The 25322-nt window shown below is 55.2% G+C and carries 19 protein-coding genes; 4 read left to right on the top strand and 15 right to left on the bottom strand.

The features are described from left to right. Positions 1–61 precede the first annotated feature (61 nt). The 5 genes from SACSAC_RS08650 to SACSAC_RS08670 all read right to left on the bottom strand — a co-directional run bounded on the left by SACSAC_RS08650 (position 62) and on the right by SACSAC_RS08670 (position 6639). Entirely contained in the window at positions 62–484 is a 423-nt protein-coding gene (locus SACSAC_RS08650) for an organic hydroperoxide resistance protein (RefSeq protein WP_037285353.1), read from the bottom strand. A 196-nt stretch (positions 485–680) separates the two neighbouring features. Next, positions 681–959: a GNAT family N-acetyltransferase gene (locus SACSAC_RS08655; RefSeq protein WP_037285355.1), complete on the bottom strand. Its 279-nt coding sequence runs from the start codon at positions 957–959 to the stop codon at positions 681–683. A gap of 38 nt (positions 960–997) precedes the next feature. Next, positions 998–2335 (bottom strand): S1C family serine protease, encoded by a 1338-nt coding sequence (locus SACSAC_RS08660; protein WP_037285356.1) that lies wholly within the window; start codon positions 2333–2335, stop codon positions 998–1000. Further along, entirely contained in the window at positions 2332–3297 is a 966-nt protein-coding gene (locus SACSAC_RS08665; RefSeq protein ID WP_037285358.1) for a zinc ribbon domain-containing protein, read from the bottom strand. The genes SACSAC_RS08660 and SACSAC_RS08665 overlap by 4 nt, the downstream gene beginning before the upstream one ends. A gap of 210 nt (positions 3298–3507) precedes the next feature. Further along, a complete protein-coding gene (locus SACSAC_RS08670; RefSeq protein WP_051506985.1) occupies positions 3508–6639 on the bottom strand; it encodes a PAS domain S-box protein in 3132 nt (1043 codons plus the stop codon). A 223-nt stretch (positions 6640–6862) separates the two neighbouring features. Here SACSAC_RS08670 and SACSAC_RS26980 point away from each other — a divergent pair, with 223 nt between their 5' ends. After that, positions 6863–9253 carry a putative bifunctional diguanylate cyclase/phosphodiesterase gene (locus SACSAC_RS26980; protein ID WP_051506986.1) on the top strand — a complete coding sequence of 797 codons (2391 nt, stop codon included), beginning with the start codon at positions 6863–6865 and terminating at the stop codon, positions 9251–9253. A 138-nt stretch (positions 9254–9391) separates the two neighbouring features. Here SACSAC_RS26980 and SACSAC_RS08680 read toward each other — a convergent pair whose 3' ends face one another. From SACSAC_RS08680 to arfA, 6 genes are all read right to left on the bottom strand, one after another. Further along, positions 9392–10150 carry a DeoR/GlpR family DNA-binding transcription regulator gene (locus SACSAC_RS08680; RefSeq protein ID WP_037292453.1) on the bottom strand — a complete coding sequence of 253 codons (759 nt, stop codon included), beginning with the start codon at positions 10148–10150 and terminating at the stop codon, positions 9392–9394. 680 nt (positions 10151–10830) lie between these two features. Then, positions 10831–11760, bottom strand: a complete 930-nt coding sequence (locus tag SACSAC_RS08685; protein WP_037285359.1) for a manganese-dependent inorganic pyrophosphatase — start codon at positions 11758–11760, stop codon at positions 10831–10833. A gap of 107 nt (positions 11761–11867) precedes the next feature. Continuing rightward, positions 11868–13619, bottom strand: a complete 1752-nt coding sequence (locus SACSAC_RS08690; protein ID WP_037285361.1) for a glycoside hydrolase family 13 protein — start codon at positions 13617–13619, stop codon at positions 11868–11870. Between the two features lie 294 nt (positions 13620–13913). Further along, a complete protein-coding gene (locus tag SACSAC_RS08700) occupies positions 13914–15209 on the bottom strand; it encodes a glycoside hydrolase family 27 protein (RefSeq protein ID WP_037285365.1) in 1296 nt (431 codons plus the stop codon). Between the two features lie 149 nt (positions 15210–15358). Next, complete coding sequence (locus tag SACSAC_RS08705; protein WP_037285366.1) at positions 15359–16846, bottom strand: alpha-N-arabinofuranosidase; 1488 nt, start codon at positions 16844–16846, stop codon at positions 15359–15361. A 384-nt stretch (positions 16847–17230) separates the two neighbouring features. After that, entirely contained in the window at positions 17231–18754 is a 1524-nt protein-coding gene (gene arfA / locus SACSAC_RS08710; RefSeq protein ID WP_037285368.1) for an arabinosylfuranosidase ArfA, read from the bottom strand. A gap of 361 nt (positions 18755–19115) precedes the next feature. On the opposite strand from arfA, the gene SACSAC_RS08715 reads away from it, so the two are divergent. Continuing rightward, positions 19116–19493 carry a hypothetical protein gene (locus SACSAC_RS08715; protein WP_051506987.1) on the top strand — a complete coding sequence of 126 codons (378 nt, stop codon included), beginning with the start codon at positions 19116–19118 and terminating at the stop codon, positions 19491–19493. Between the two features lie 51 nt (positions 19494–19544). Here the strand turns inward: SACSAC_RS08715 and SACSAC_RS08720 are convergent, their stop codons facing one another. Both SACSAC_RS08720 and SACSAC_RS08725 read right to left on the bottom strand, forming a co-directional pair. Continuing rightward, on the bottom strand, positions 19545–21233 hold the full coding sequence (locus SACSAC_RS08720; protein ID WP_037285370.1) for a glycoside hydrolase family 13 protein: 1689 nt from the start codon (positions 21231–21233) through the stop codon (positions 19545–19547). Between the two features lie 111 nt (positions 21234–21344). Further along, positions 21345–22130 carry a glucose-1-dehydrogenase gene (locus SACSAC_RS08725; RefSeq protein WP_037285372.1) on the bottom strand — a complete coding sequence of 262 codons (786 nt, stop codon included), beginning with the start codon at positions 22128–22130 and terminating at the stop codon, positions 21345–21347. Positions 22131–22356: 226 nt separating this feature from the next. Here SACSAC_RS08725 and SACSAC_RS08730 point away from each other — a divergent pair, with 226 nt between their 5' ends. After that, the gene (locus tag SACSAC_RS08730) at positions 22357–22848 is read left to right on the top strand and encodes a hypothetical protein (protein ID WP_037285374.1); all 492 of its coding nucleotides are present in this window, start codon (positions 22357–22359) and stop codon (positions 22846–22848) included. 96 nt (positions 22849–22944) lie between these two features. Here SACSAC_RS08730 and SACSAC_RS08735 read toward each other — a convergent pair whose 3' ends face one another. Next, positions 22945–23508 (bottom strand): TetR/AcrR family transcriptional regulator, encoded by a 564-nt coding sequence (locus SACSAC_RS08735; protein WP_037285376.1) that lies wholly within the window; start codon positions 23506–23508, stop codon positions 22945–22947. A gap of 150 nt (positions 23509–23658) precedes the next feature. Here SACSAC_RS08735 and SACSAC_RS08740 point away from each other — a divergent pair, with 150 nt between their 5' ends. Next, positions 23659–24285, top strand: a complete 627-nt coding sequence (locus SACSAC_RS08740) for a GNAT family N-acetyltransferase (protein ID WP_037285378.1) — start codon at positions 23659–23661, stop codon at positions 24283–24285. 439 nt (positions 24286–24724) lie between these two features. On the opposite strand, the gene SACSAC_RS08745 is transcribed toward SACSAC_RS08740, so the two are convergent. Further along, positions 24725–25207 carry an SRPBCC family protein gene (locus tag SACSAC_RS08745; RefSeq protein ID WP_051506988.1) on the bottom strand — a complete coding sequence of 161 codons (483 nt, stop codon included), beginning with the start codon at positions 25205–25207 and terminating at the stop codon, positions 24725–24727. Between the last annotated feature and the right edge of the window lie 115 nt (positions 25208–25322).

Below are 25322 nucleotides of genomic sequence, written 5' to 3' on the forward strand. Positions count from 1 at the left end.
CGTCCTCCTGCTGCTATTGCGTCCTTCGCTTCGCAAGCGAAGGATTTCCGATCCTTTTATATTAAACGATGTTCAGCGTCACATCAATATTGCCGCGGGTTGCTTTGGAGTACGGGCATACTTGGTGAGCCGCTTCAACCAGCTTGTGAGCCGTCTCCGCGTCTACGCCTTCGATTTTTACATTCAGCGTAACTTCGAGCTTGAAGCCGTTATCCGCAGCGTCTTTCAGGATCGAAACATCGCCGGTGACGCTCGTGCCCGTCACTTCCTTCATGCGCTGCATGCGGATGACCATGTTCAGGGCGCTATCGAAACAAGCAGAGTAACCAGCTGCGAAGAGTTGTTCAGGGTTCGTACCGTCTCCGCCCGGGCCGCCAAGACCTTTTGGCGTTTTCAGGCTGATATCGATAATACCGTCCGAAGAAGTAACCTTACCGTCACGTCCACCTACTGCTGTTGCTGTTGCCGTATACAATGCGCTCATCTAAATTCTCTCCTTTTCGCTTCCGTTATTTTGGGTCATGCACCGTTCTTTAATATAAATTGTTTACAATCAAATTGTATTCTATTTAGATTTCAAAGTCAACATTGCTCGTAATTTAATTTGTGAACATTTAGACATAAAAATACCCTGCGTCCATTTTCCGCGGACAACAGGGTGTTGAATCAACTTGTAACGCTTAGTCTTTTTGCCAAACATCCTCGTATTCCTTTTTCCGTTTGAACAAAGCTTCCGCAAACGGGCAAACCGGCTCGATCTTCACTCCGCTTTCGCGCGCCAGATCCACAACGCGCTCTACCAATTGCTCGCCTGCATGTTGACCCCGCATGGATTCGGCCACAAACGTATGATCGACCATCAGTACCCCGTCGTCGCGTACCGTCCAATTCACCTTACCGACTTCCTGTCCGTCTTTAATCATGACGAAGGCATGTTCCTTGCGCTCAATGCTTGCCATCTTGCATCCTCCTCTATCCGATTCCAAAATCAATGCTTTTATTCCGACTTGCCGCTGATCATCTTCAGCACGTCCGAAGCGTCTCCGGCCTCATAGCCCACTTGGTAGACGAGATCGTAGAATTCGGTCGTCGTGCCTCCGCTTTCTGCGCGCTCGTCAGCCGAGATCGTGACATAGACGCTGACTGTTCCGTCCCCGTTTTCCACGCCGATGCAGTAATCGAGATAGACGCCGAGCGTATCCTTGTAGCCGTCAGCGAAGTTCTTATACGATTGCTTCGCCTGCCACTCGGCGCCCAGCAGATTATAGGCCGTCTTGTAATCTTGCAGCGCAACCGCGTCGTAAAAGGCATACAGGACGTCCTCGGACGCATATTCCAGTTCGGTTGCATCTACCGGAACATCGTCGTAGCCGTAATCGTCGCCATAATAATCATCGCCGTACTCGTCTGTCGGAAGGCCGTATTCGTCATATCCGTAATCCGGCGCCGGCAACACGTCCATCGGGCTGTCGGACCAGCCTTTGGCCGAATCGACAATGCTGATCACCGGGATACTGAAACCTATGCCGCCTTCGTCGGTAACCGCCGAGTTGATCCCCAGCACCTGCCCGGTTCGACGGTCAACCAACGGCCCGCCGCTATTGCCGGGCGCGATCGGCGCGGAGATTTGATACAAGCCTTCATAGTAATAAGGCGCAATATCGAAAGTTCGATCGACGCCGCTGACGATGCCTGTCGTGACTGTGTTCTGCAAGCCCAACGGGCTGCCGAGCGCCAACACTTCGTCTCCGACTTCCGCTTCGGCATTAAGCTTCAGCTCCAGCGGTTCCACGCCTTCAAGATCCGGTACTCGCACCACCGCGACATCCGTTTCTTCGCCGATCCCGATAACCGTGCCCGGCATTTGATCGGAGTCGGACATGGTGATCGTAACATCCGCATATCCCGCAACCACGTGAGCGTTCGTCAGGATGTCGCCCCGATCATTGTACAGGAAGCCCGATCCGATCGATCCGTCTGCCGTTTCGATCATGACGACCTTTTCGCCGACCGTAGAGATGATTTGCTTAAGCGTCAAGCCGTCATCCTCGCCGCCTTGCCCGGCTGAATCATTCGACGTCTCGTCATCGGTCGCGTTTCCCGAGTCCGCACCTCCGCCCGAAGAATCGGCGGGGTCATCGGAACCTCCATTATCCGCCGCTGAACCGGAGGTTACCCGCGTCGAGGCAAGTTCGGTTCCGCCCGCTGCGTCAGCCAGCAGAGACCCTTCACCCGCATTCACCGAATAGCTTCGATGAATGGCATATGAGCCGGCGGAACCGGCCAGCAAGACGACTGCACTGACTACAATGCTAATGATCGCCTGTTTTTTCATGCCGATTCCTCCTCTACCTGGCTGCGCAACTTGTCAAAACGAGCGCGAAGACGGTTGTAAGCGCCGCCTTTCAGCTCAGAAAGTTCCTGCTCGACTTCATTTAGCTTTGCAGCTGCTCCGGACGCGTCCGCGCTTCCGAGCATCCGCTGAGCTTCCGTAAGCTGCGTATCCAGACGGCGGATCGTTTGCACGGCTTGCAAGTCGGACCGGATCCCCGGATCATCCGGACGTTTGTCCAACGCTTCACCAAGCTTGGACTCCGCAATCTCGTAGTTGCCGCCCAATGCCGCATCCGCAGCAGAACGCTGAATTCCCGCAGCTTCGGCACTGACCCCGCGCTCATGGCCCACCTGCCATATCAATACACCCGCAACGCAAACGGCGAGTAGCGGCGGCACGATCCAGGGAACCAGATTCTTTTTCCCCGCAGCAGGACGTTCAGAAGCACTCGGATCGCGGACGCCCGGACGCTGCCCCGCAATCGGCGCATGCGGCGGCGCGAAGCGAGTATCCCCTCCAGAAAGCGGTACGGGCCGCATTTGCGGCGGAGCAGACTCGCCGGTACCAAACAACCCTCCGGACTCTACGGACCGCCTCCCGGATGCTCCCTGTTCGCCATCCGGCTTCGTTAACCTTACAGCAATCGGCTCCCTTACGGGAGGAGGCACAGTTTCAGTTTTTACAGACTCCTCCGGTTCTGAGCTTCGTCGCAGTCTCGGCGTCTCGCCGACCCCCGTAACGGAAGGATGCGGCATACTGCGCGCTTCCGGCCATGCCGCGTTAGACGACGGGTCCCGCTGCCCCGCGCTCGCTTCGTCACCTCCCCAACCCGGGGCAGTGCCTGTTCGGGCGTCCAACTCCCGTACCTTCGATTCGGACGACGCTTCCGGTTGCTTCGCGCCGCAGCTGCTGCAAAAACGGCTGCCTTCCGGCAGTTCAGTTCCGCATTGTACACATCGCATTTTGCACTCCCCCTCGCTTTGCCTGTATCCATTTTAACGAATTCGGCAGTGTTTTGTCTGTATTCGATCCACGGACCTCTCCCAGCCACGGTCGTTTCGAATTAAGATTTATTACCCACATACAAGGAAGATAGCGACGCGCATAAAAAAATAAAAACGAGTCGTCCGTACCCGAAAGCTTCGGGCAGTCGGTACGACTCGCCATATTCACTAGACTCCCGTGCGGGCAATCCGGCGTTTCCATTTTTCAATCAAGGATTCGACTTCTTCCACGAATAGCGGCTTGCTGATAAAGTCTTGCATCCCGGCCTTGCGGCACCGCTCCTGATTCTCCTTATCGGAAAAGGCCGTAACCGCTACAATGACCGGATCTTCCCCCGCAAACAACTCTCGAATCCGGGCCGCGGACTCCAATCCGTCCATCTCGGGCATCTGCACATCCATGAAGATCAGATCGTATCGGCGCGCCATTGCAGCTTCGATCGCCTCGCGGCCGTTATGAGCCACATCGCAGGCGCAACCGAACCTGGTCAACATCTCGTTCAACAAACGGCAATTAACCGGATGATCCTCCACGATAAGCGCTCGCAGGTCGCCTTCAGGAGCGATCGATTCCGCCACCGGCTCTTCTCGGCGCTCACGAGCGGAAGCCTGCGTAAGCCGCTCCCCCAACCCTTCCAAGCCCGTCGGTTCTTCTTCAAACACCGGCTCTTCGCCCGGAATATGCAGCGGCAGCGTAAAGTGGAAGTTCGATCCTTCGCCTTCCCGGCTTTGCACCCCGATAAAGCCGTCCATCAGATCAATCAGCTTCTGACAGATCGCAAGACCGAGTCCTGTTCCCCCATACTTCCGATTGATCGACGGATCGATCTGGGAGAACGATTGGAACAACAAGCCCTGCTTATCCGGCGGGATGCCGATGCCCGTATCGCGCACCGCCACCTCCAAAGTCAGCACATTGTTGGGATGAAAAAACCCCGGTTCGATCGTGACCGCGACGCCGCCCTCATCCGTAAACTTAATCGCGTTGCTGATCAGGTTAACCAGCACTTGCCTCACGCGGTCCGGATCTCCGACCAACACCTCGGGCACGGACGGCGCCACGCTGGCCGTGAGCATTAAGCCTTTTTCCGCCGCCCGCGACGAGAAGAGGTCGATCGCCTGGTCCAGCACGTGCCGAATCTGCATGGGCTCGTGGCTCAAGGTCATTTTGCCTGCCTCGATCTTGCTGAAGTCCAGCACTTCGTTCAGGATATGCATCAGGTTCTCGCTGCTCTGAAGGATGATATCCACGTAAGAGTGCTGGGATTCGTCAAGTTCCGTCTCGCCAAGCAGCGTAGCCATCCCGATGACCCCGTTCATCGGCGTACGCAACTCATGGCTCATGATCGCCAGGAACTCGGATTTTGCGCGATCGGCACGTTCCGCCGATTCTTTCGCCCGAATGATTTCCTTCTCGCCCGTGATGTCGGTAAAAACGACGACGACGCCTTTGCGCTCTCCTTGATCGTATAGCGGCGTGACCCGGTAGGAGACCAGGAAACTTGAACCGTCTTTGCGCCAGAATACCGATTCGCTGTCCTGATGGGCTTCTCCGGTGCGCAGTGCATTCATGAGCGGAGAACCGTTGGGGTCGTATTGAATGCCGTCCTGACTGGTTTGTTGAATTTGGGACAGATCCAGCCCGTTGATTGCTTCATTCGGACGGCATCCCAGCATCTCCGCGCCTGTCGGATTGATAAATACGAGTTTTCCTTCAAAATCAGTCCCGAAAATCCCTTCGGACACGGAGTTCAGGATCAACGTATGCTCATAACTCAGTTTTTCGATCTGGGCCAGATGCCGCTTCCGCTCGGTGATGTCGCTGGCAATGCCGTAAACGCCGACTACCCTCTCGTCTACAATAATCGGCGTGTTCGTCACGCTGACATCGATCCGGCTTTCGTCTTTGCGAACCAGACACACTTCATACGTCTGCGCTTCGCCGCGCTTGACTCTCTCGAAACCGGATTCCACCCGCTCCCGGTGCTCCGGCACCGCCAGTTCCGCAATCGGAAGACCGATCAGTTCGCTCTCGGAATAACCGGTCAGCCGCTCTTGGCCTGCATTCACCGTCACGAATCGCCCTTCCAGATCGTACGCGTACACGCCGGACGGATTATAGTCGAACAAGGATTTGTATCGCTGCTCGCTCTCGCGAATCAGATTTTCGATAGTCGCTTGCTGCGTGATATCCTGCGTCATCCCGATGATGCGCAGCGTCTCGCCGTCCGGTCCCCGAGATACTTCGTACTGGCTCCGAATCGTTTTGACCGTCCGGTCCGACAAGATGACCCGATAATTGATATAAGGCTCGGCCTCCCCGCGCAGCATTCGTTCCGTATAATCGAGCAAAGGCGCCTGATCCGCAGGATGCAGAATGCGCAGCAGCGACTTCGGGTAGCTCTCGTCCTGAACCAATTCCCCTTCGAAAATGCGCAGCGTCTCCTCGGAGTAATGAATCCGTTCTTCCGCCAGATTCCATTCCCAGGAACCGATATGCGCGATCCGTTGCACTTCGTCAAGCATGTCTTCGTACATTTTGCGCGTCGTGACGTCCCGTCCGATGCCCATGATCGTGTCCGCTTCTCCGATTCGCCCGCGCAAGATGCGGAACATGGTCTCGAACCATAGATAACGACCGTCCTTGTGGCGAATGCGGCGCATCAATACCTGGCCCTGCGCATCCTCAACCGATAAAGCGGAAATCGCTTGAAACTCGTCAGGGTGATAAAATTCCGAGCGATAATGCCCGATCATCTCTTCGGGCGTATAGCCGACCAACGTCTTCACGGACGGCGAAACATATAATAAACGCCCGTCCATCGAGCTTTGCGTAATCATTTCGCGGGTGTTGTCCATCAGCATCTCATAAGCGTCGCTGCTCTCCATCAGCTGCTGACGGTCCTTATACTCCGTAGTCACGTCAAGCGCATGTACGATCACGCAGCGCCCCGGCTGCCCGTCCGCCGCATCCAATTCGGCTAAATGGAACGACACCCAGACAAAGCTCCCGTCTTTGCGTTGACATCGGCGTTCAAACTCCAGCGGGTCTTCCGGATCGGCGATCGCTTCGCGAATCTGCGCATTGGCACGTTCCGACTCCGGGGCGGCTTCGGCATGCAGCAATGCCATGAACTCCAAACCGATCAGTTCCTCCTCGCGATACCCGAGGATCAGACCCAATTTGGCATTCGCATATAACAGATGCCCTCTGCCTACCGCCAGCACGGCGATGCCGACCGGAGACTGTTTGTAGATTCTCTCGAAGATTGTCGTTCCCTGTTCCGGCTGCTTGCTCATCCCATTCCCCTCGCTCTGCCGCATATTCCGCTTCGGCTGTTCGAACGCTGCTGCCGGTCTTCCGCGCGCGGTCATTTACCAATAGTATACATTTATTTTTTTCGAATCCAAAACCTTTTTCACCGATCCTGAAGCAACTTATAAAATCGGACTATCCATTTAGTCGAATTTCGTCGATATAAGGAAGTGAGCGATTTTTTTACATGAAAAGAGCTGAATGCAGATGAACTTTTACTTTGAAATGAACGAGCTGAATATGTACTACCTCGGAGCGGCCATGCTCTGTGCCCTTGCGGCCTGCTTGACTATTTTATTGCTGACGGCCGGCCCCGCGTCTTCGCTGCGAATTCTGTTGGGACGCGAACGTCTTCCCCTGTTGCTGCTGGCAGGCTTTTTCCTGGGCGGCAATCAATTTTTCGGCATACGTTCGGTTTTGACCGACAGTTACCCCGCCACAAATCTTTTCGCCTTGCTGTTCCCGCTGGCAGCCGGCATGTTGATTTGCCTATTGGCCCTTCGCGTGTCAAGCCTTGAGCGCGTGGGCGCCTTATATTCGCTGGGAGGCGCGCTTGTGCTTACGGTGCTGATCATTGCGATCGATTATTCCAGCATTTACATGAATTTCGGCCGCGTCGATTGGAGGCCCGAACCCTTCCTCATGGCCGTCATCGGGTTATTTTGCGTACTGTTCCCGCTGCTTCGCTTGTTGTCGCTCATCACTCGACGAAAAGGTCGAATGCTGGAACGGTTTCCGATTCCGGGCATGCTCTTCTGCGCACTGGCGATTACCTCCATCGCTCCCGTTCTTGCCTTATCCGCTTTGCCTCCCGATCCGCAGTTGGCTCCGCTCGGGATGTCCGACGGTCAAATCCCTTATATTCTGCTATTCGCAATCGCGGCGGGCTTGCTCATTCTGACCGATCGCTACCGCGAAAGCGATTCGAGCAAGCAGCTTCAACAAATTCGGGAAAAAGAGACCCATTACATGTCGTTGTTCTCCAACAATCCGGATGCCGTCATCGCACTCAACGAACACGGCAAGTTGTCGGACATGAACGACCGGGCACGCGAACTGCTCAAGTCGCTTCCCGGCGGCGTGCCCGACCGTTTGTCCGGCGAATGGTTGCCCGAAGGCCAAAAAAAGAAACTTCAGGCGCATTTCGGCAAAGTGTTGAGCGGTTTCTCGGACGAGATCGACGTCGAGTTGATCGACGCCGAAAGCAACTCCATGCACCTGCTGCTGACTTCCCAACCCATTCTGATCGAAGGTCGTTTTACAGGCTCCTACAGCATCGCCAAAGACGTTACCGAGAGCAAAAACACGCAAGAAAAAATCCGGCACCTGGCCTATCACGACGATCTGACGGGCCTGACCAATCGCAAATACGTGCGCGAATGCGTTGAAAGCCTGACAAACTCCGCGAATGTTCAACCGTTCCATCTATTCTTTATCGACTTTGACCGTTTTAAAAAGGTCAATGACCTGTTCGGACACGAATTCGGAGATAAAGTGATTCGGCGCTCTGCCCATAAGCTTCAAAGCGCATTGCCCGAAGGTACCCTCCTGTCGCGTTCCACGGCAGACGAATTTATTGCGATCGTGCCGTCTAAATTCGATGCGATTTACGCTGCGCAACGCGTCGGCGACGAGTTTTCGCATCCGTTCCGCATCGGACAGCAAATGGTCAGCTTGTCGGCAAGTATCGGGATTGCGCGCTTTCCCGAAGACGGAACCGATGGCGAAGCTTTGTTTAAAAATGCCGATTTGGCTCGATTCGATGCGCAAAGCCGGGGCGGAGGAAGGTTTGTTTTCTTCGATCACGACCGCGCGGCAGAAAATCACGAGCGTTTAATTCTGGAGCGTGATCTTCAGAGCGCAATCGAGCACGGGAACTTGGTGTTGTTCTACCAGCCGAAGGTAGACACGCGTACCGGCGGAATCGTAGGCCTTGAAGCACTCGTGCGCTGGCAGCACCCGACGCTCGGCATGGTACCGCCGCTGAAGTTCATTTCCATTGCGGAAGAATCCGGACTGATCGTGCCGCTGGAGCGTTGGGTGCTGCGCACCGCCTGCATCCAAATGCAGGCCTGGATCAGCGAAGGAAGACCTTCTATTCCGGTAGCCGTCAACCTCTCGCAAATCCATCTGATGCAAAGCAACATTGTCGAAAATGTGATGTCCACGCTGGAGGGTCTGAACTTCGATACGCGCTTGCTGGAGCTGGAAGTGACCGAAAGCGCGATGATGCACAACGAAGAGCAGGTTATCGCCATTCTGAGACAGTTCAAGCAAGTCGGAATCGCGGTCAGTCTCGACGACTTCGGAACCGGCTACAGCTCGTTGAGCTACCTCCACTCCTTGCCGATCGATTGCCTGAAAATCGACCGTTCCTTCATCAAAGGCATCACGACCAACGAAAACAGCCGCGCGATCGTGGAGATGATTCTCACGATGGCCCGCCAATTGGGTCTTCGCATCATCGCGGAAGGCATCGAGCATGAAGAACAGGCCGAGCTGCTGCGCGAGCTGCAATGCTTCACCGCTCAAGGCTTCTATTACAGCAAGCCCGTTCCGGCCGACGAAGTGTATGCCAGCCATCAGCTCAGCTCCTAATCCCCCTGAAAAAGCCTGCTGCATCAAAAGACCGTCCGGCGTCTTGCGACGACCCGGGCGGTCTTTTTGCCGGAAGCGCGCCTAAGTTTCGTTGCCGGTCCGGCGCCGCGCTCCCTTTTCTTTTTTACAAACCGATCCTTAACAAATCACTTCGACGCCAAGCTTCTCCAACCGCTCCATCCATTCGTCCGAAGGCTGACGGTCGGTGACCAGATAATCGACGGAGCCGAGATCGAAGAGCTTCACGAACGCGACTTTGTCGAATTTGGTATGATCGGCCAGCAGGACCGTCTTGCGCGCCTGTGCCAGCATGCGCTTCTTCAGCTCGCTTTCCGGTTCGTTCGAATCGGTGGCTCCGTATTCGGTCGATAGCCCTTTGCAGCTGAACAGCGCCGTGTCGACGACATACTTGGACACGGTTTCGTTGGCGACGGCGCCGACGAGCGAGTTCGAGTGCGGACGCAGCGTGCCTCCGGTCGAGATGACGGTGTGGCCCAGCTTCGCATATTCGGAAAAAATGATGCTGGAGTTGGTAATGACGGTGAGGTTCTTTTTGGCCGTTCCGAGTTCCTTCAGCGCCTCGAACACGGTAGAGCTCGGGTCGGCCATCAACGTATCGCCGTCGGAAATAAGGCGTGCCAACTTGCGGGCGATATCGTTCTTCTCCGGCAGGTTGGTCGTGTGGCGAGTCTGGTAAGACAGATCCTCGTTGGTGTGCACGTTGAGCACCGCTCCCCCGTAGGTGCGCGTCACGATGCCTTCCTTCTCCAACTTCTCCAGGTCGCGGCGGATCGTCTCCTCGGTGACTTCGAACAAGGTGCTCAAAGCGGCGACAAATACCTTTTGGTCCCGGCGTAAAAATTCGATAATTTTCTCTCTGCGCTCAAATCCCAGCACAAGCATCCCTCGATTCGTTCGTTCATCGGCCGCAGCCGTCGGTATGGATCAGGCGAGACGGATAAAACAGATTGCTTATGCATGCTGCTCGTTTCTGCGTTTTGACCGTGTTTTTGTTTGGGTTTTCTTGTTTTCAGTATAGAGGATGTAGGGGAAAGGCGAAAGGCCCATGCGGGGAAATGTTGGCCCGGGTGCGGCAAGGGGCAAATGAGGCTGGGCTGGGCTGGGCTGGGCTGGGCTGGGCTGGGCTGGGCTGGGCTGGGCTAACGGATTGTATGTCCTTCAAAAGCCCAAATCAACCCCCGCTGCGATTTTAACGGATCGCATGTCCGTTAGAAGCTTTTTTTGCCGTTTTTTTCGCCAATATCAAGCTCATTTTCACGCTAAGCGTCACCTCAATCCGTTAAAAATCCTACACTGCTCCAAAAGCCTGCTAAGCGTCGTCTCGATCCGTTAGAATTCCGAAAACAGCAACCTGATCGGCAACAGTCACTTTTGCAGCCGTGGCAACTTCCGCGTCAAGCACGGCGATCGGCGATTTCCGCACGCAAAAAGGCACAGCGAACAAGTCGCCGTGCCTTCAGGTTATCGGCGAGCGGATCGCCGTGCGTTGCGGTTGTCGATTGCATGACGTTCAAGCCGAGCTTAAACGAGAATCGAGCCGAATGCGAATCGGTAATTTAAGCTTCGAAAGCTTTCGTCAGAACCGGAACGATTTGCGATTTGCGGGAAACGACGCCTTTGAGCAGGGCGGTGTTGTTTTCCAGCGTGACGCCGTAAGCGCGCTCGACCGCGTCCGTTTTGCTGCCGATCGCGAGCGCGACGGAGTCGTTGTTGAGGATGTCGGTGATCGCCAGAACGAACAGATCCAGGCCTTTGTCGACGATCTTGCCTCTCAACGCTTCTTCGAGTTCGGCTTGCTGCTCCAGAACTTCGTTCACGTCAACCGCGTTGATTTGCGCGATTTCGACTTTGCTGCCGCCCATCGTGAATTCTTTCGCGTCGATGGAGATCAGGTCAAGGGCTGTTTTGCCGCTCAGGTCCGCGCCGGCTTTGAGCATGTCGAGGCCGTACGCGTCGAGGTCAACGCCCGCGATTGCCGCCAGTTCTTTCGCTGCCGCAACGTCTTGCTCGGTGCAGGTCGGCGATTTGAACAGCAGGGAGTCGGATACGATCGCCGAAGCCATCAGACCCGCGATTTCCTTGCGAATTTCGATTCCGTTCTCTTTGTAGAGCTTGTTCAGGATAGTTGCGGTGCAACCTACAGGCTCGGCGCGGTAGTACAGCGGGTGAGCCGTCTCGAAGTTCGCGATCCGGTGGTGGTCGATGACTTCAAGCACGTGCGCGTCCGCGATATCGACGGCGCTTTGTTGGCTTTCGTTGTGGTCGACCAAAATCACGCCTTCCGACTGATCCGCTACCGTTTCGACGAGACGGGGAGCTTCTACGCCGAAATGCTTCAGCGCGTACGCCGTTTCGCCGTTCACTTCGCCCAGACGAACCGCTTCCGCGTCCACGCCGAGCTGCTTTTTCAATTCCGCGTACGCAATCGCCGACGCGATCGTGTCCGTATCCGGATTCTTATGACCGAAAACCAATACCTTTGCCATGGTTTAACGCCTCCTATGAACTTATCTCCTGAATTCCGATGCTAATTATATCATTAATTTCGAAACGGTAAAATGTTTATATCCGCGACAATGCGAAATTTCATGCCTTATTTGCCCGGAGCAGGCTTCAAGCCGCCGAAAACGATAGCTTCGTACGGGCGGAGTTTGCGCGGCACGACGTCGGCCTTCGCGTCGGTATCGCCGTTTTCTCCCGCACGCTCCCCGTCTTCGCCGTCCGGTTCGTAGTTGCCGAGCAAACGGTACGCGGACTCCGTGCACACGCCGACGTCCTCGGGCAGCTCGAACTCCGCTTCTTTTTCCGAAAAGTTCAGCAGAACAAGACCTTGGCTTTTATGGTTTCGGCGAATGTAGGCAAAGACCTGCTCGTGCTCTTCCAGAATCGGCACATACTCGCCGTGCACGACCACTTCGGCGTGCTCGCGTCGGATTTTGATCAGCTTGCGGTAGTAATTGAGGATGGAGTCCGGATCGGCCTCCTGCGCCGCCGCGTTGATCGACGCATGGTTCGGGTTGACGGGCATCCACGGCTCTCCGGTCGTGAAGCCCGCATTCTCGCCGTCGTCCCACTGCATCGGCGTGCGCGCATGATCCCTCGTGCCCGCCAGGACGCGTTTTTCCACCTCTTCGGGGTCTTCCCCCAGCTCCTCCGTTCGCGTCCGGTAATAATGCCGCGCCATCTGGTCGTCGAGCTGATCGATCGATTCGAACGGATAATCGGTCATACCGATCTCCTCGCCTTGATAAATGAACGGCGTGCCCCACAGCGTATGCACCAGCGTCGCCAGCATTTTAGCCGATTCCGCATGATATTTGCCGTCGTTGCCGAAATGCGACACCATGCGAGGATGGTCGTGGTTGCTCGCGAACAGACCGAACCAGCCGATGTTCAGCAGCTCTTTTTCCCAACGCGTCACGATTTCTTTCAGTTCGGTCAGTTTCCAATCGCGGCTTTTGAACGCATCGTTCGGATCGTTTCCGATGCTCGGCGATTCCATCATGAAGATCATGTCCAGCTCGCGGCGATCGGGGTGCGTGTAACGGGCCACGTCGTCCATCGAGACCATCGAAGCTTCGCCGACCGTGATGATGCCTTCTTTATGGGAAAACGCTTTTTCGTTCAACTCGCGCAGGTATTCGTGGACGTTCGGGCCGTTTTTGAAATGCTTGTAGCCGCTGCCTTCCATCTTCTGCTCGGACGTGTCCGGCAGCCCGCTATCTTTGGAAATGACGTTGATCGCGTCGAGCCGGAAGCCGTTCACGCCTTTATCGATCCAATAGCGCACCATCTTCTGGATTTCTTCGCGTACTTTCGGATTGTCCCAATTGAGGTCGGGTTGCTTTTTATTGTACAAGTGCAAATAGTATTCGCCGGTCGCATCGTCGTACGTCCATGCGCTGCCGCCGAGGTAGGAAGTCCAGTTGTTCGGCGGTTCGCCGTCTTTTTCTCCCTTGCGCCAAATATAGTAGTCGCGGTAAGGGTTGTCCTTCGAGCTGCGGGAACGCTTGAACCAACGATGCTCGTCGGACGTGTGGTTCAGCACCAGATCCATCCAGAGCTCCATGCCGCGCGCATGCGTCTCGCGCAGCAGCTCTTCCCAATCCTCCATCGTTCCCATCATGGGATCGATCTCGCGCTGATTCGACACGTCATAGCCCTGATCGACGCGGGGAGATTCGTAAACGGGACCGAGCCATATCGTGTCGACGCCGATCGAGCGAATATAATCCAAACGGGAAACGATACCCGGAATGTCGCCGTTCCCGTCTCCGTTCGAATCCTGAAAGCTGCGAGGGAAGATTTGATAGACGACTTTTTCTTTCCATGATTCGTGTTTCATTGACGGTTGCCCCTTCCCGTATCCGGTGAGTTGTTGGGTTGCTTGATTTATTTACCCGCGAAAAGGGATTTGCGATCCGAAATCGGACGCAAACGCGCTTTTTGTCGAAAAAATCGCATTTGCGCAGCAAGCGGAAGGACTTTCCGGACACGCCGAAAACCCTTCGAAACGAAGTCGAAGGGTTCGCGAAGCACGGCAGGCTCGCAGCGAAGCGAACGCTTTCGGCCGCGCCGCGGCGGCAAACGCCGGAATTTCGCGAAGCTTTGCAAAGCTTCGCGCCGCGGCCGACGGCGGTTAGTTCGTTACCGCGAACAGGCGGCTGCCGTGCGGCGGGAGTTCCGCCCGCAGCAGGCCTTCCGGCGCGGCTACGTCCTGCCGCGCCCACAGATCGCGAACGCGCGCGTCCGGCGCGGAAGCGATCTCGCCCAGGGCCAGGGAGATCTCGGCAGGCTCGTCGCCGAGATTGAACAAGCCCACGTTCAAGCCGCCATCCGGGCGGCGCGAAGTCCAGATCCGGATGCCGTCCGGATCCTCCGCGCGCTGCGGCAGCGGGCGCGGGTCGGAGCCGTCGCGCGAGACGGCCAGCACTTCGTCGTTGGTGAGCAGCGACAAGGTCCACTCGTCGTTGCTGCGCAGTTCGCCGCCGAACATGAGCGGCGAGCGGAACAGGCTCCACAGGGTCATCATCGTGACCTGCTCGTCGCGGGTAAAACGCGTCATGCGGTCTTCGTCGCCGCCGTCGACGCTGCGAATGCCGATCCGTCCCAGCGGCAGCATGTCGCAGTCCGGGAAATGCCCCGGTCCCACATGCGGCGCCCAGGCTTCGCAGCGCTCGAACATGCCGCGCAGCAAGAACCAATGATCCCAATAATCGTCGGTCATGCGCCATAGATTGGCGTTGGCGATCAAATGCTCGGCTTTGTCCACGTGAGCAGGACCCGGCGACAAGCTTAGCACCATGTCCCGCCCGCTGTTTTCGATCGCTTGCCGGATCAGTTCGACTTCGCCTTCGTGGTAGCCGTACAGCCGCGAATCTGCAATATCGTCGACCTTCACGTAGTCCACGCCCCAGTCGGCATACAGCTCGAACAAGGAATCGTAGTATGCTTGCGCGCCTTCCTTGGACGGATCGACGCCGTACATATCCGTGTTCCACGGACAGATCGAATTGGTGTGCGCGATCTGCCGGGCAGTCGCTTCCGTGCCGAGAAGCTTCGTATCCGCGTGCACGGCCTGACGCGGAATGCCGCGCATAATATGAATCCCGAATTTCAATCCGAGTCCGTGCACGTAAGCCGCCAGCTCTCGGAAGCCGCCGCCGTCGGCAGCGGACGGAAAGCGGTTAGCCGCCGGAATCAGGCGCGAGTATTCATCCATCTCCAGCGGCACGAACGGCCGATAACGGGACGAATACGCGCCCGGTTCATACCATTGGATATCGACGACGACGTATTCCCAGCCGTGCGGTTTCAAATGCTCCGCCATATAATCCGCGTTGCCGCGAACTTCTTCTTCCGTCACGCTCGCGCCGTAGCAATCCCAGCTGTTCCAGCCGAGCGGCGGCGTCTGCGCGTATCCGTGATGCTTCATGTTTTTGCTCCTCTCTTGGTCTCCTGTTAGATGTCCGCCTGACGGGCACAAAGAATCGTAACCGCCGCATGCCTGCGCGCGGATACGGCGAAACGGACGACGGGTCGTCCGGCGTCCGTTTTTTCCGCTTTGGTCGCGCGTTGTCGGTACTAGCCTTTGATCGTCAGCACCGTTACCGACATCGGAGGCAGCGTCGCGTCAAGCGTTCCGTTTTCGCCGCGCGCGAAGCCGTCGAATGCCTGCGGCGCGATCGTTTCCGGCTGCTCGAACGTGTTATGAGCATCCATTTGCTCCGCCGTCAGCACGCGTCCGCTTACTTGGCCTTCCGCTCCGATGCCGCGCAGGTTCAGCTTGACGCTCGCGCTGTCCGTCGTGCTGATGTTGCACAGGCTGATATGCACGTCGCCGTCTTTTCTCGACGCGGATACGCTCACCTGCGGCAGCGTCTCCCCGTTCAGCTCGTAGTCCGCGCTGTCCACGGCCATTTGCAGCACGTCCGCGTCCTGGTGCACTTTGAACATTTCGAATACGTGGTACGTCGGCGTCAGCAGCATCTTGTCGCCTTCGGTCAGGATCATCGCTTGCAGCACGTTGACCATCTGCGCGATGTTCGTCATTTTCACCCGTTCGTGATGCTTGTGGAAAATATGCAGATGCAAACCCGCTACCAAGGCGTCGCGCAGCGAGTTTTGTTGATACAAGAAGCCCGGGTTCGTGCCCGGCTCGCTCAGGAACCACGTACCCCATTCGTCGACGATCAGCGCCACTCTTTTCTCCGGATCGTATTTGTCCATGATCGTCGTATGGCGCGTGATCAGCTCGTCCATATGCAGCGATTTCTTCATCACTTCGAACCAGCCGGCTTCGTCGAAGCCGAGCGCCGGTTTCTTTTCTTCCCAGCTGCCTTCCATCGTGTAATAGTGCAGGCTGAGTCCGTCCATATGGCGTCCGGCTTCGCGCATCAGCACTTCGGTCCAATGGTAATCGTCGACGTTCGGTCCGCCCGCGATCTTGAACAGCTTATTGTCGCCGTAGTTGCGGGAATACGTCTGGTAACGGCGGTATTCGTCGGCGTAATACTCCGCGCGCATATTGCCGCCGCAGCCCCAGTTCTCGTTGCCGACGCCGAAGTATTTCAGTTTCCAAGGCTTCTCGCGGCCGTTCTCCTGACGCCACTTGGCCATCGGGGATTCGCCGTCGAACGTCATGTATTCCACCCACTCGGACATCTCCTGCACCGAGCCGCTGCCCACGTTGCCGCAGATGTAAGGCTCGGTCTCCAGCAGCTCGCACAGACGGAAAAATTCGTGCGTGCCGAAATGGTTGTTCTCCACCACGCCGCCCCAGTGCGTGTTGACCATGCGTGCGCGGCCTTCGCGCGGGCCGACGCCGTCTTTCCAGTGATACTCGTCCGCGAAACAACCGCCCGGCCAGCGCAGTACCGGAATGCTCAGGTTTTTCAGCGCTTGCAGCACGTCTTTGCGGATGCCGTCGACGTTGGGCGTCTCCGAATCTTCGCCGACCCACATGCCTTCGTAAATGCAGCGTCCCAGATGCTCCGCGAACTGCCCGTAAATATTTCGGTCGATCTTGCCCAGCGCGACATCGGCGTTTACGACTACGGATGCTTTTGTCATTTCAGTTCCTCCTCGAGTTCTATGTAAATAATCATTTTGGATTGTACGTACAATCGTACCTTTCGGTATTCGGTATTGGCTCCTCGCTCGCTGCAAATGTGCTCAAAACGTCAACTTTTTCTATCAAAAGCACGAGCATTTTTGAAAATGTAAGCGTTTGATCAACAATTTAAGCCTCAAACCTTGAAAATGTGCATTTTTCGCTAAAAATTCGAACAAAACATCAACATTTCAAGCTGAAAAGCGATTTTCAGCAATAAATTTGAGCATTTGATCAACTTTCCTCTGATGCTCCAAACAAACCAACAGGAACGTCCCGGCAGCGCTTCGCGGATTCCGAAGCGATTGCCGAATCGTTCCTTGTTTGGTTTTCGGGAAACGAGATCAGCCGCGTTTGCGCAAACGGATCACGTTCCACGACGCTTTGGCCAGACGGCCCGTTACCACGCCGTCTTTCAGCTCGGAAGCGCCGCGGTTATGCGGAGCAACTTTCTCGCTGTCGGCCGTGTTCACGGCTTTGAGGTCGTCGTTTTCGAGCACGATATGCTCTTCGATCGCATACCCTTCGAAGCTGCGCACGTCGCAAGTCAGATCGAGCGCCTCGGTCAGGTGACGGTTCAGCGCGAAGATCGTCAGCGTGTCTTCTTCTTCGTTGTGCACGACCGCCGTATCCAGATAAGGCACGTCCGTATAGTCCTTCGCGTCGTATTTCGGCGAATCGACAACCGGCTTGAGCGATACGCCGCGCCCATAGACGGAAGCATGCAGGTACGGATAGTAGATCGTTTGCTTCCATGCGCGTCCGCCGTCCTCGGTCATGATCGGCGCGATGACGTTGACGAGTTGGGCCAAGCAGGCCGATTTGACGCGGTCCGCGCGGCGAAGAAACGTCATCAGCATGCTGCCGACGAGCAAAGCGTCTTCGAAGTTGTATACGTCTTCCAGCTGCGGCGGCGCCACGGTCCACGGATTGCGGTCGATTTTCGCGTCCGCTTCGTTGGAGTGGTACCAGACGTTCCATTCGTCGAAGCTGAGCTTCATCGTTTTTTTGCTGCGCTTTTTGGCCTTGATGAAGTCCGTGGTCGAGATGACCGTGTGAATGAAGTGATCCATGTCCATGCCGCGCGCCAGGTAGTTGGCCGAGTCGTTGTCGCGGTTGCCGTAGTATTGGTGCAAGGAAATGAAGTCGGCCACCTCGTACGTGTGATCCAGCGTTTCCGCTTCCCACGACGGGAAGGTCGGCATGCCGGTGCTGGAGCTGCCGCACGATACGAGTTCGATCGACGGATCGATCAGGCGCATCGCTTTGCCCGTTTCCAGCGCGAGACGTCCGTATTCTTCAGCCGTCTTGTGTCCGATCTGCCAAGGTCCGTCCATTTCGTTGCCCAGACACCACATTTTGATATTGTGCGGTTCCGCAAAGCCATGCTGCTTGCGCAGGTCGCTGTAGCGGCTGCCGCCCGGATGGTTGCAATATTCGACCAGGTTGCGGGCCGCGTCGATGCCGCGCGTGCCGAGGTTGACCGCCATCATGACGTCCGTGCCGGCGTCTTTGGCCCAGCGCATGAATTCGTTTGTCCCTACATAGTTCGGCTCCAGCGTTCTCCATGCCAATTCCAGGCGCTTCGGACGGTCTTCGACCGGGCCTACGCCGTCTTCCCAATCGTAGCCCGAGACAAAGTTGCCGCCCGGATAACGCACGATCGGCACGCGGAGGTCGCGGATTAGCTGCTTCACGTCATTGCGGAAACCGTGCTCGTCCGCCGTCGGATGACCCGGATCGTAGATTCCTCCGTACACGGCCCGGCCGAGATGCTCGATAAACGATCCGTAGATGCGCTCATCGATCTCCGAAATACGAAACGACTTGTCGACGATCATTCTGGCTTTCAGGTTAGATGCTGTCATGCTGCTTATTCATCCTTTCCATCTGCAAAATAATGAAGGCTCGCTTCCGGTGAAACGCTTACATTTGATGCTTTGTCAACTCTCAATCAGAGAGCTCAACCTTGCTATATTGTTGACAAAACACTATCGTCGAACCGTAAATCCGGGCGATCTCATGTCTCCTCGGGCATCGGTTGTACGGACGGAAGAACCTTTACGCACCCACTTTATCACGCATGTCCGTACAAGTCAATTCTTATATGAATTATTAATATTTATATTAACCATATTAAATCTATTGTTTGCTTTTTTATTAAAAACCCAACTCCTTCCGACTTGCGCGCGTCTTATCCATAACAGCTCTTGAATGGAGACAATTCCTTTGAAAACGAGATCGCAAAACCTTTATTTCGGCAGCATCGTCTGGGCATACCCGGTTCTGGCCTTTTTCATTCTGATCGGCGCTCCCTTTTTTCGAACATGGACGATTCCTTTAATCTTCGCATTGTCCTTCTGTTTATTATGGAAAAACGCGAAGCATTGCGCTTATTCTAATCTGTTGTTGTGGGTCCTGACCGCACCGGCCTGGTGGCTCTACGAACATGTTCATGCTCCGCCGTCGGCTGTTCATTTATTGGCTTCATGGCCTTTTATCGCGTTGATGCACGTGTTTCTCGTATTCGTTCCGCAGTTGTTGATCGTACTGGTCCGAAATTATGCGATTGGCGCTCGGTCGGGTCGGCGAACGTTCAAATCCTGAATAACGAAAAAAGCCGGATCGCTTTGACGCCGCGATCCGGCCCTTCCGTTTTTACCCCAACCGATAAATCGCCGCTTCGTAAGGACGCAGCTCGAAGTCGCTTCCCTGCGTCACGCCCGGTTCGTAGTTCCCGAACAGGAACTCGCGCGGACGTTCGCACAGCCGATCCGGGCATTTGAACGTCGGCGTCTCCGCGAAGAAGTTCAGCACGATCAAAAGCGTCTCGTCTTCGAACGTGCGCGTGTACGCGAAAATATGCGGGTCCAGCGGCAGCAGCAGGCGATACTCGCCGTACAGCAGCGTCTGGCTCACCTTGCGCAGCTCGATCAGCTTTTTATAGTAATGATAGATCGAATCCGGGTTGTTGATCGCGGCTTCAACATTGATCTCCTCGTAGCCCGGCGCCAACCTGATCCACGGATGACCGGTCGTGAAGCCCGCATGGGACGAAGCATCCCACTGCATCGGCGTGCGGCCCGCGTCGCGGGTGTTGCGTTTGGCCAGACGAAGCGCTTCTTCCTCGTCGATGCCGTTCTCGCTCGCATGATCGAGGAAATTCAGCGTTTCTTCGTCGCGGAAATCGTCCGCCGTCTCGAAGCCGCCGCCGATCATGCCCAGTTCCTCGCCTTGATAGATGGCCGGCGTGCCTTCGAGCGTCATCAGCAGCGTCGCCAGCATTTTGGCCGACAGCTCGCGATATTCGCCGGTGTGGCCGAACCGGGCAACGGAACGCGGTTGGTCGTGGTCGGCCAGATTGTTGGCGTTCCAGCCGTGGCCGTGCAGCACCGTCTGCCAATGGCTGATCGATTGCTTCACGTCGAGCAAGGTCCACGTTTTATCCGTCCAACGGCCGATTCCTTGCGACGAATGGGAAAGCAGCATATGGTCGGAGTTCAGCACCATATTCGCTTTGCCCGGCTCGTCGCTGATCGAATCCAGCGTCTGCGACGGATCGAGCCCGGCCGCTTCGCCGATCGCGACAATATCGTATTCTTCGCCGATCTCTTCATATAAACGTTTGACGATGCCGTTCACTTTGTCCAAGCTGGAAAACATCTGATACGCCCGCTCGACCGGCATATGCTGCGCGTTTCCCGTATCTTCGTCGTCGTGGCCTTCCGTTTTCACGATATGGGCAATGGAGTTGAAATGGAATCCGTCGACCCCTTTGTCCGCCCAAAACTTGACGATCTGATACGCTTCTTCGCGCACCTGCTCGTTGTCCCAATTGAGGTTCGGTTGGCGATGGCTGTACAGGTGCATATAATATTCTTCCGTATCGGCATCGAATTCCCAGACGGAACCGCCGAAGTACGACCCCCAGTTGTTCGGGAACCCGGAGCCTCGCCCTTCGCGCCAGATATAGTAGTTTCGTTTGTCGTTTTTCTTGGATGCGCGCGATTCTTCGAACCACGGATGCTCATTCGACGTATGGTTAAAGGGCATCTCCAGCATGATCTTCATGCTCCGGGCATGCGCTTCCTCCAACAGACGGTCGAAATCTTCCATCGTGCCGAATTTGTCCATGATCTTCCGGTAGTCGCGAATATCGTAACCGCCTTCATGATCGGGCGAATCGTAGACGGGCGTCAGCCATAACACGTCCACGCCCAAATCCTGCAAATAATCCAACTTCGAGATAATGCCCGCCAAATCCCCGACACCGTCGCCGTTTGCATCCATAAAGCTTTTCGGATAGATCTCATAAACGACGCTTTCCTTCCACCATTTCGGATTCATGAGTCTTCCTCCTTCCGATTCGCGAACCAAAAGAAGCGGAAAGGTCTGCCCTCTAACGAGACAACTTTCCGCTTCCCCTCATTTACGTCGAATACATCAAGCGACCGACCGTTACCCTTTTCCGCCTTGGAAAGAAGGATATTTGGTCATGCCTCCGTCGGCAAACAGCGTGATACCCGTCACGTAGCTGGATTCCGACGACGCGAGCCAGGCGGCCACCGCGGCGATCTCCTCGGGTTCTCCTACGTAACCCATCGGGATCATGCTTTCCACCTGTTTTTTCTGCTCGGGATCTTCGAATTTCTCTTTGTTGATCGGCGTGTTGATGGCACCGGGCCCGATCGAGTTTACCCGAATGCCGTGCGGCGCATACTCCAGCGCAAGCGTCTCGGTCATCATCTTGACCCCGCCCTTGCTCGCCGCGTAATGCACGAAGTGGGGCCATGGAATGATCTCGTGGACGCTGGACATGTTGATGACCGTGCCCTTGACGCCGTGCTCGAGCATGTAGGCGATCGCCTCGCGGCTGCCCAGGAAATACCCCGTCAAATTCAGCTCGATAACCTTGTTCCAGTCGTCGAGCGACAGCTTGTGCGATTCGACTTCGTTTTCCTTGCCGGCATTGTTGATCATGATGTCGAGACTGCCGAATTTGTCGTGCGCGGCTTGGATCAAGCTTTTTACGCCGTCCTCTTCCGAGGTGCTGGCTTGAACCGTAATGGCTTGCCCGCCCGCCTGTTCGATTTCTTTCACCATATCTTCGATACCTTCGCTATTGCTGTGGTAATTAATGACGACATTGGCTTTCTCACGGCCGAGCCGCAGAGCGATCGATTTGCCGAGGCCCGATGCGGCACCGGTCACGATCACCGTCTTTCCTTCCAGATCCGGATACATAACCATCCCTCCTTCTTCTTATTTGTACACGCTTGGGCTGTTGCAGAAACTCTATTTTTGCTATCGCTTTTTTTTTAAAAAACCCTCAAAGTTAAGCTTGGGTTAAGATTCGGGGTTTATAGTACAGATAGAAAGAGGCAACAAACCACCAAACACGCAAACAGAAGGCCGACCTCCATATAGCAAAAAACGACAGGTATCCAAAATAAGAAAGCGAGGAATTTGTATGAAAACCATGCGAAAAAACAGTACGAAAAACACGCAGCCCCGAACCTTGAGCGCGGCGTCCGAACTTCCGGTGAAAAAAAGCATCAATCTGAAACGGATCTGGATCATCGGCACGCTTGCGCTCGGCATCACTTTGGGGAGCGGATTGGCCGGAGGCAAGGTTGAAGCCGAAGCCGTTTACCGCGAGACGCCTCCTTCGTCCAGCGACGACGCAGCGAACAAACCGAACGCTTTCTTGTACGCGCTGGGCGCGCAAAACGAGCAAGCCGTCTATGACCTGATGTACGAAGGTCTGTCGCTTCGCGAAATCGCCGTGCTCGGCGGAGGCAGCGAAGACGAACTGGCCGCCCTGCAAGTGCGCGAGCTGGAACAGCAGTTGGAGCAACGGCTGGCCGACGGCCAAATCACCAAGGAAGCTTACATAGCGTACAAGGCCGAACTGCCTGAGATTATCTCGGCGAGCCTGTCGTCGAGCATGGAAAGCTTGTAATCCTGACGTATACGCCAACCACATAGACTGCTTCAAGCGCGCAACGAAGACTCCCTTTTCTTTTCGGAAAAAGGAGTCTTTTTATCGTGCTCTTCTTTATTCTTCCTCTAACTTCATCAGCAGCTGTTCGATCCGCAAAGACATCCCCGTCGGCTCCTCCTCCATCCCGCGCTCGATCCAATTCTGAATCACGCCGAATACGCCCGACACGATAAATAAACTTTCTGTTTCTTCGAACACGGTTGGCGGATGGCTCAAGGCCCTTTCGGTCAATATCTCTTGCAGCACTTTGGTTTTGAAAAAGTCTTTGAATGTATTCGGCGTGAGCAGCGTGTTTTGGGGATCGGCCAGCATGCGGAACAACGTTCGGTTTTCATAGATGTAGTCGGTGAGTTTTCGGATAAAATGAACGACGCCGCGGCGATCCTGTATCGGAAAAGACTCGTCGTACAGCTGATCCATGCGTTCGAACATCTCTTTCTCGATTTCTTCGTACAGCGCGTAAATATCCTGGTAATGCAAATAAAATGTCCCTCTGCCGATATTCGCCCGCTCCGTGATTTCAAGAATCGTGATTTTGGAGATGGTTTTGGTATCCAGCAGGGTTAAAAAGGCTTGTTTGATCGCTGCCCGGGTTCGGACGGCGCGACGGTCTCCCACGACGGTTCCCCCTCATTTTATGTACAATCCGGACGACTCTGTTCATTAATAGACAAAGTCGGCGAATCCGCTATATTTTATTTCTTTTCCGCTTCCTACAATAAAGAAAACGTACAGACAAAGAAAATCTGCACACCAAAGGAGAAAACCATGCAAACTTACCGTTTGGCCGAAAAGCACGAAATGCGCGAGGTCGCCACGTTGTTCACGGAGTCGTTTATGGACTATCCGCTGTTCAAGCTCATTTTGAGCAAAGGCGAAGCGTACCGAAACGAATTGTTCAAGCTCAATTATATCAATACGAAGTCGTATGTTCAGCAGGACTCCTGCTTTGTCGGGATATTGGACGGGAAGATCGTATCGGCGGTATTGCTGAAAAAAAGCGGAGATCCGGGGCCGGGCTTCATGCGGTATCTGTTCAACGGCGGATTGGCGCTGGCGGCGCGGGTAGGCGTCAAGCGGATCACGCATATTTTGAGTACGTTGGACAAGATGAAGGAGGCTTGCAGCCGGTACGGGAAAGACACGTGGTACGTGGATTCGTTTGCGGTGGCGAAAGGCTATCAGGGGAAGAGCCTGGGGAGCGCGTTGTTCCATTACTTTATTTTCCCGCATGTGCGCAAGCAAGGGGGCGGAATGGTCACGCTGGTAACGCATACGGAATTGAATAAGAAGTTTTATTGTAAAAACGGGTTTGAGGTGTTTAGCGAATTCGGGATCGGGCCGGAAGGCGGGCGAATTCCGAACTATAGTTTTCGGCACGAGATCGGAGAATGATGGGGGGAAGCTTGGGCGCTGCGGGGGAAATTACAAGCATATGCTTCCGAAGTGCATTTCTTCGAAATGCTTCACAAGACGCTGTCTCACCCGGAAAATTTGATTAAAGTTTTAAATGGAATTTTCCGGGTTCAAAGGCGTCTTTCACTGAATTCCCCCCTTCGCTATAGCTTCTTGAGAGGGTAGAACAGGGAAAAACAACTACTAAGATCTTGATTTTGAGAATAAGTGCGAATATGCAGTTGTTTTCTTCTAATTTCACTTTTCCAGAAGAATAGATGCGAATATCCATTTAATCTTTCGACCTTGTGCTTTTTCACGCGTTTTTGCTTCAAATAACTGTAGATTTGCATGTATGCAAAGAATGCAGAGCGAATCGCTCGAAACAAGTGTATGTGAGCACTTATTTCAAAAGGTTCGCTGCTGTATCGAGTGCCAATCACGCCTCGGCAGGCTCAGGGGAGATCAGACGGATGCCTAAGCGGCCGGTCAGTCCCTCGATGCAGTCGGCCATGACGCGGTTGTGGTTCCAGACGAAGGCCGGGCGGAAGAACGGGGCCCAAAGGTTCATCCAGCGTTTTTTCGTTCGTACCTCCCAGGTGTAGCGGACGCGGGTGCAGGCGCCGATCTGTTCGAACTCCAGGCGTCCGCGGCCTTCGAGGTGGCCGTCGGCGCGCAGTTCGATCAGGCGGGGTCTGCGCTTTTCGACGATCTGCGCGGTAAAAGATAGCTTATAGAGCATGCGGGTACGGATGACGGTGAGGTATTCGTCTCCAATGCCGTCGCCGCTGCTTCCCGCTTTCACTTTGCAGATCGAACAGCCGCGCCACCAATCGGCACGCTCGGGTTCTTCGATCAGTTTCCATAATTCTTCCGCGCTCGTCTCCAACATCCAGTCGCTGACGAATCGGTATCCGTTCATAAGGCTTCGCTCCCTTGCCGATTGATCTTCTTCCTTTCATTAACACCGGGCAAGGAAATTGAACAGCGGGTCAGTAGAAAAAACGAGGAATGTCTTTTGGCGAAAATTGATTTCC

The organism is Saccharibacillus sacchari DSM 19268 (genome assembly GCF_000585395.1).
Taxonomy (GTDB): Bacteria; Bacillota; Bacilli; order Paenibacillales; family Paenibacillaceae; genus Saccharibacillus; species Saccharibacillus sacchari.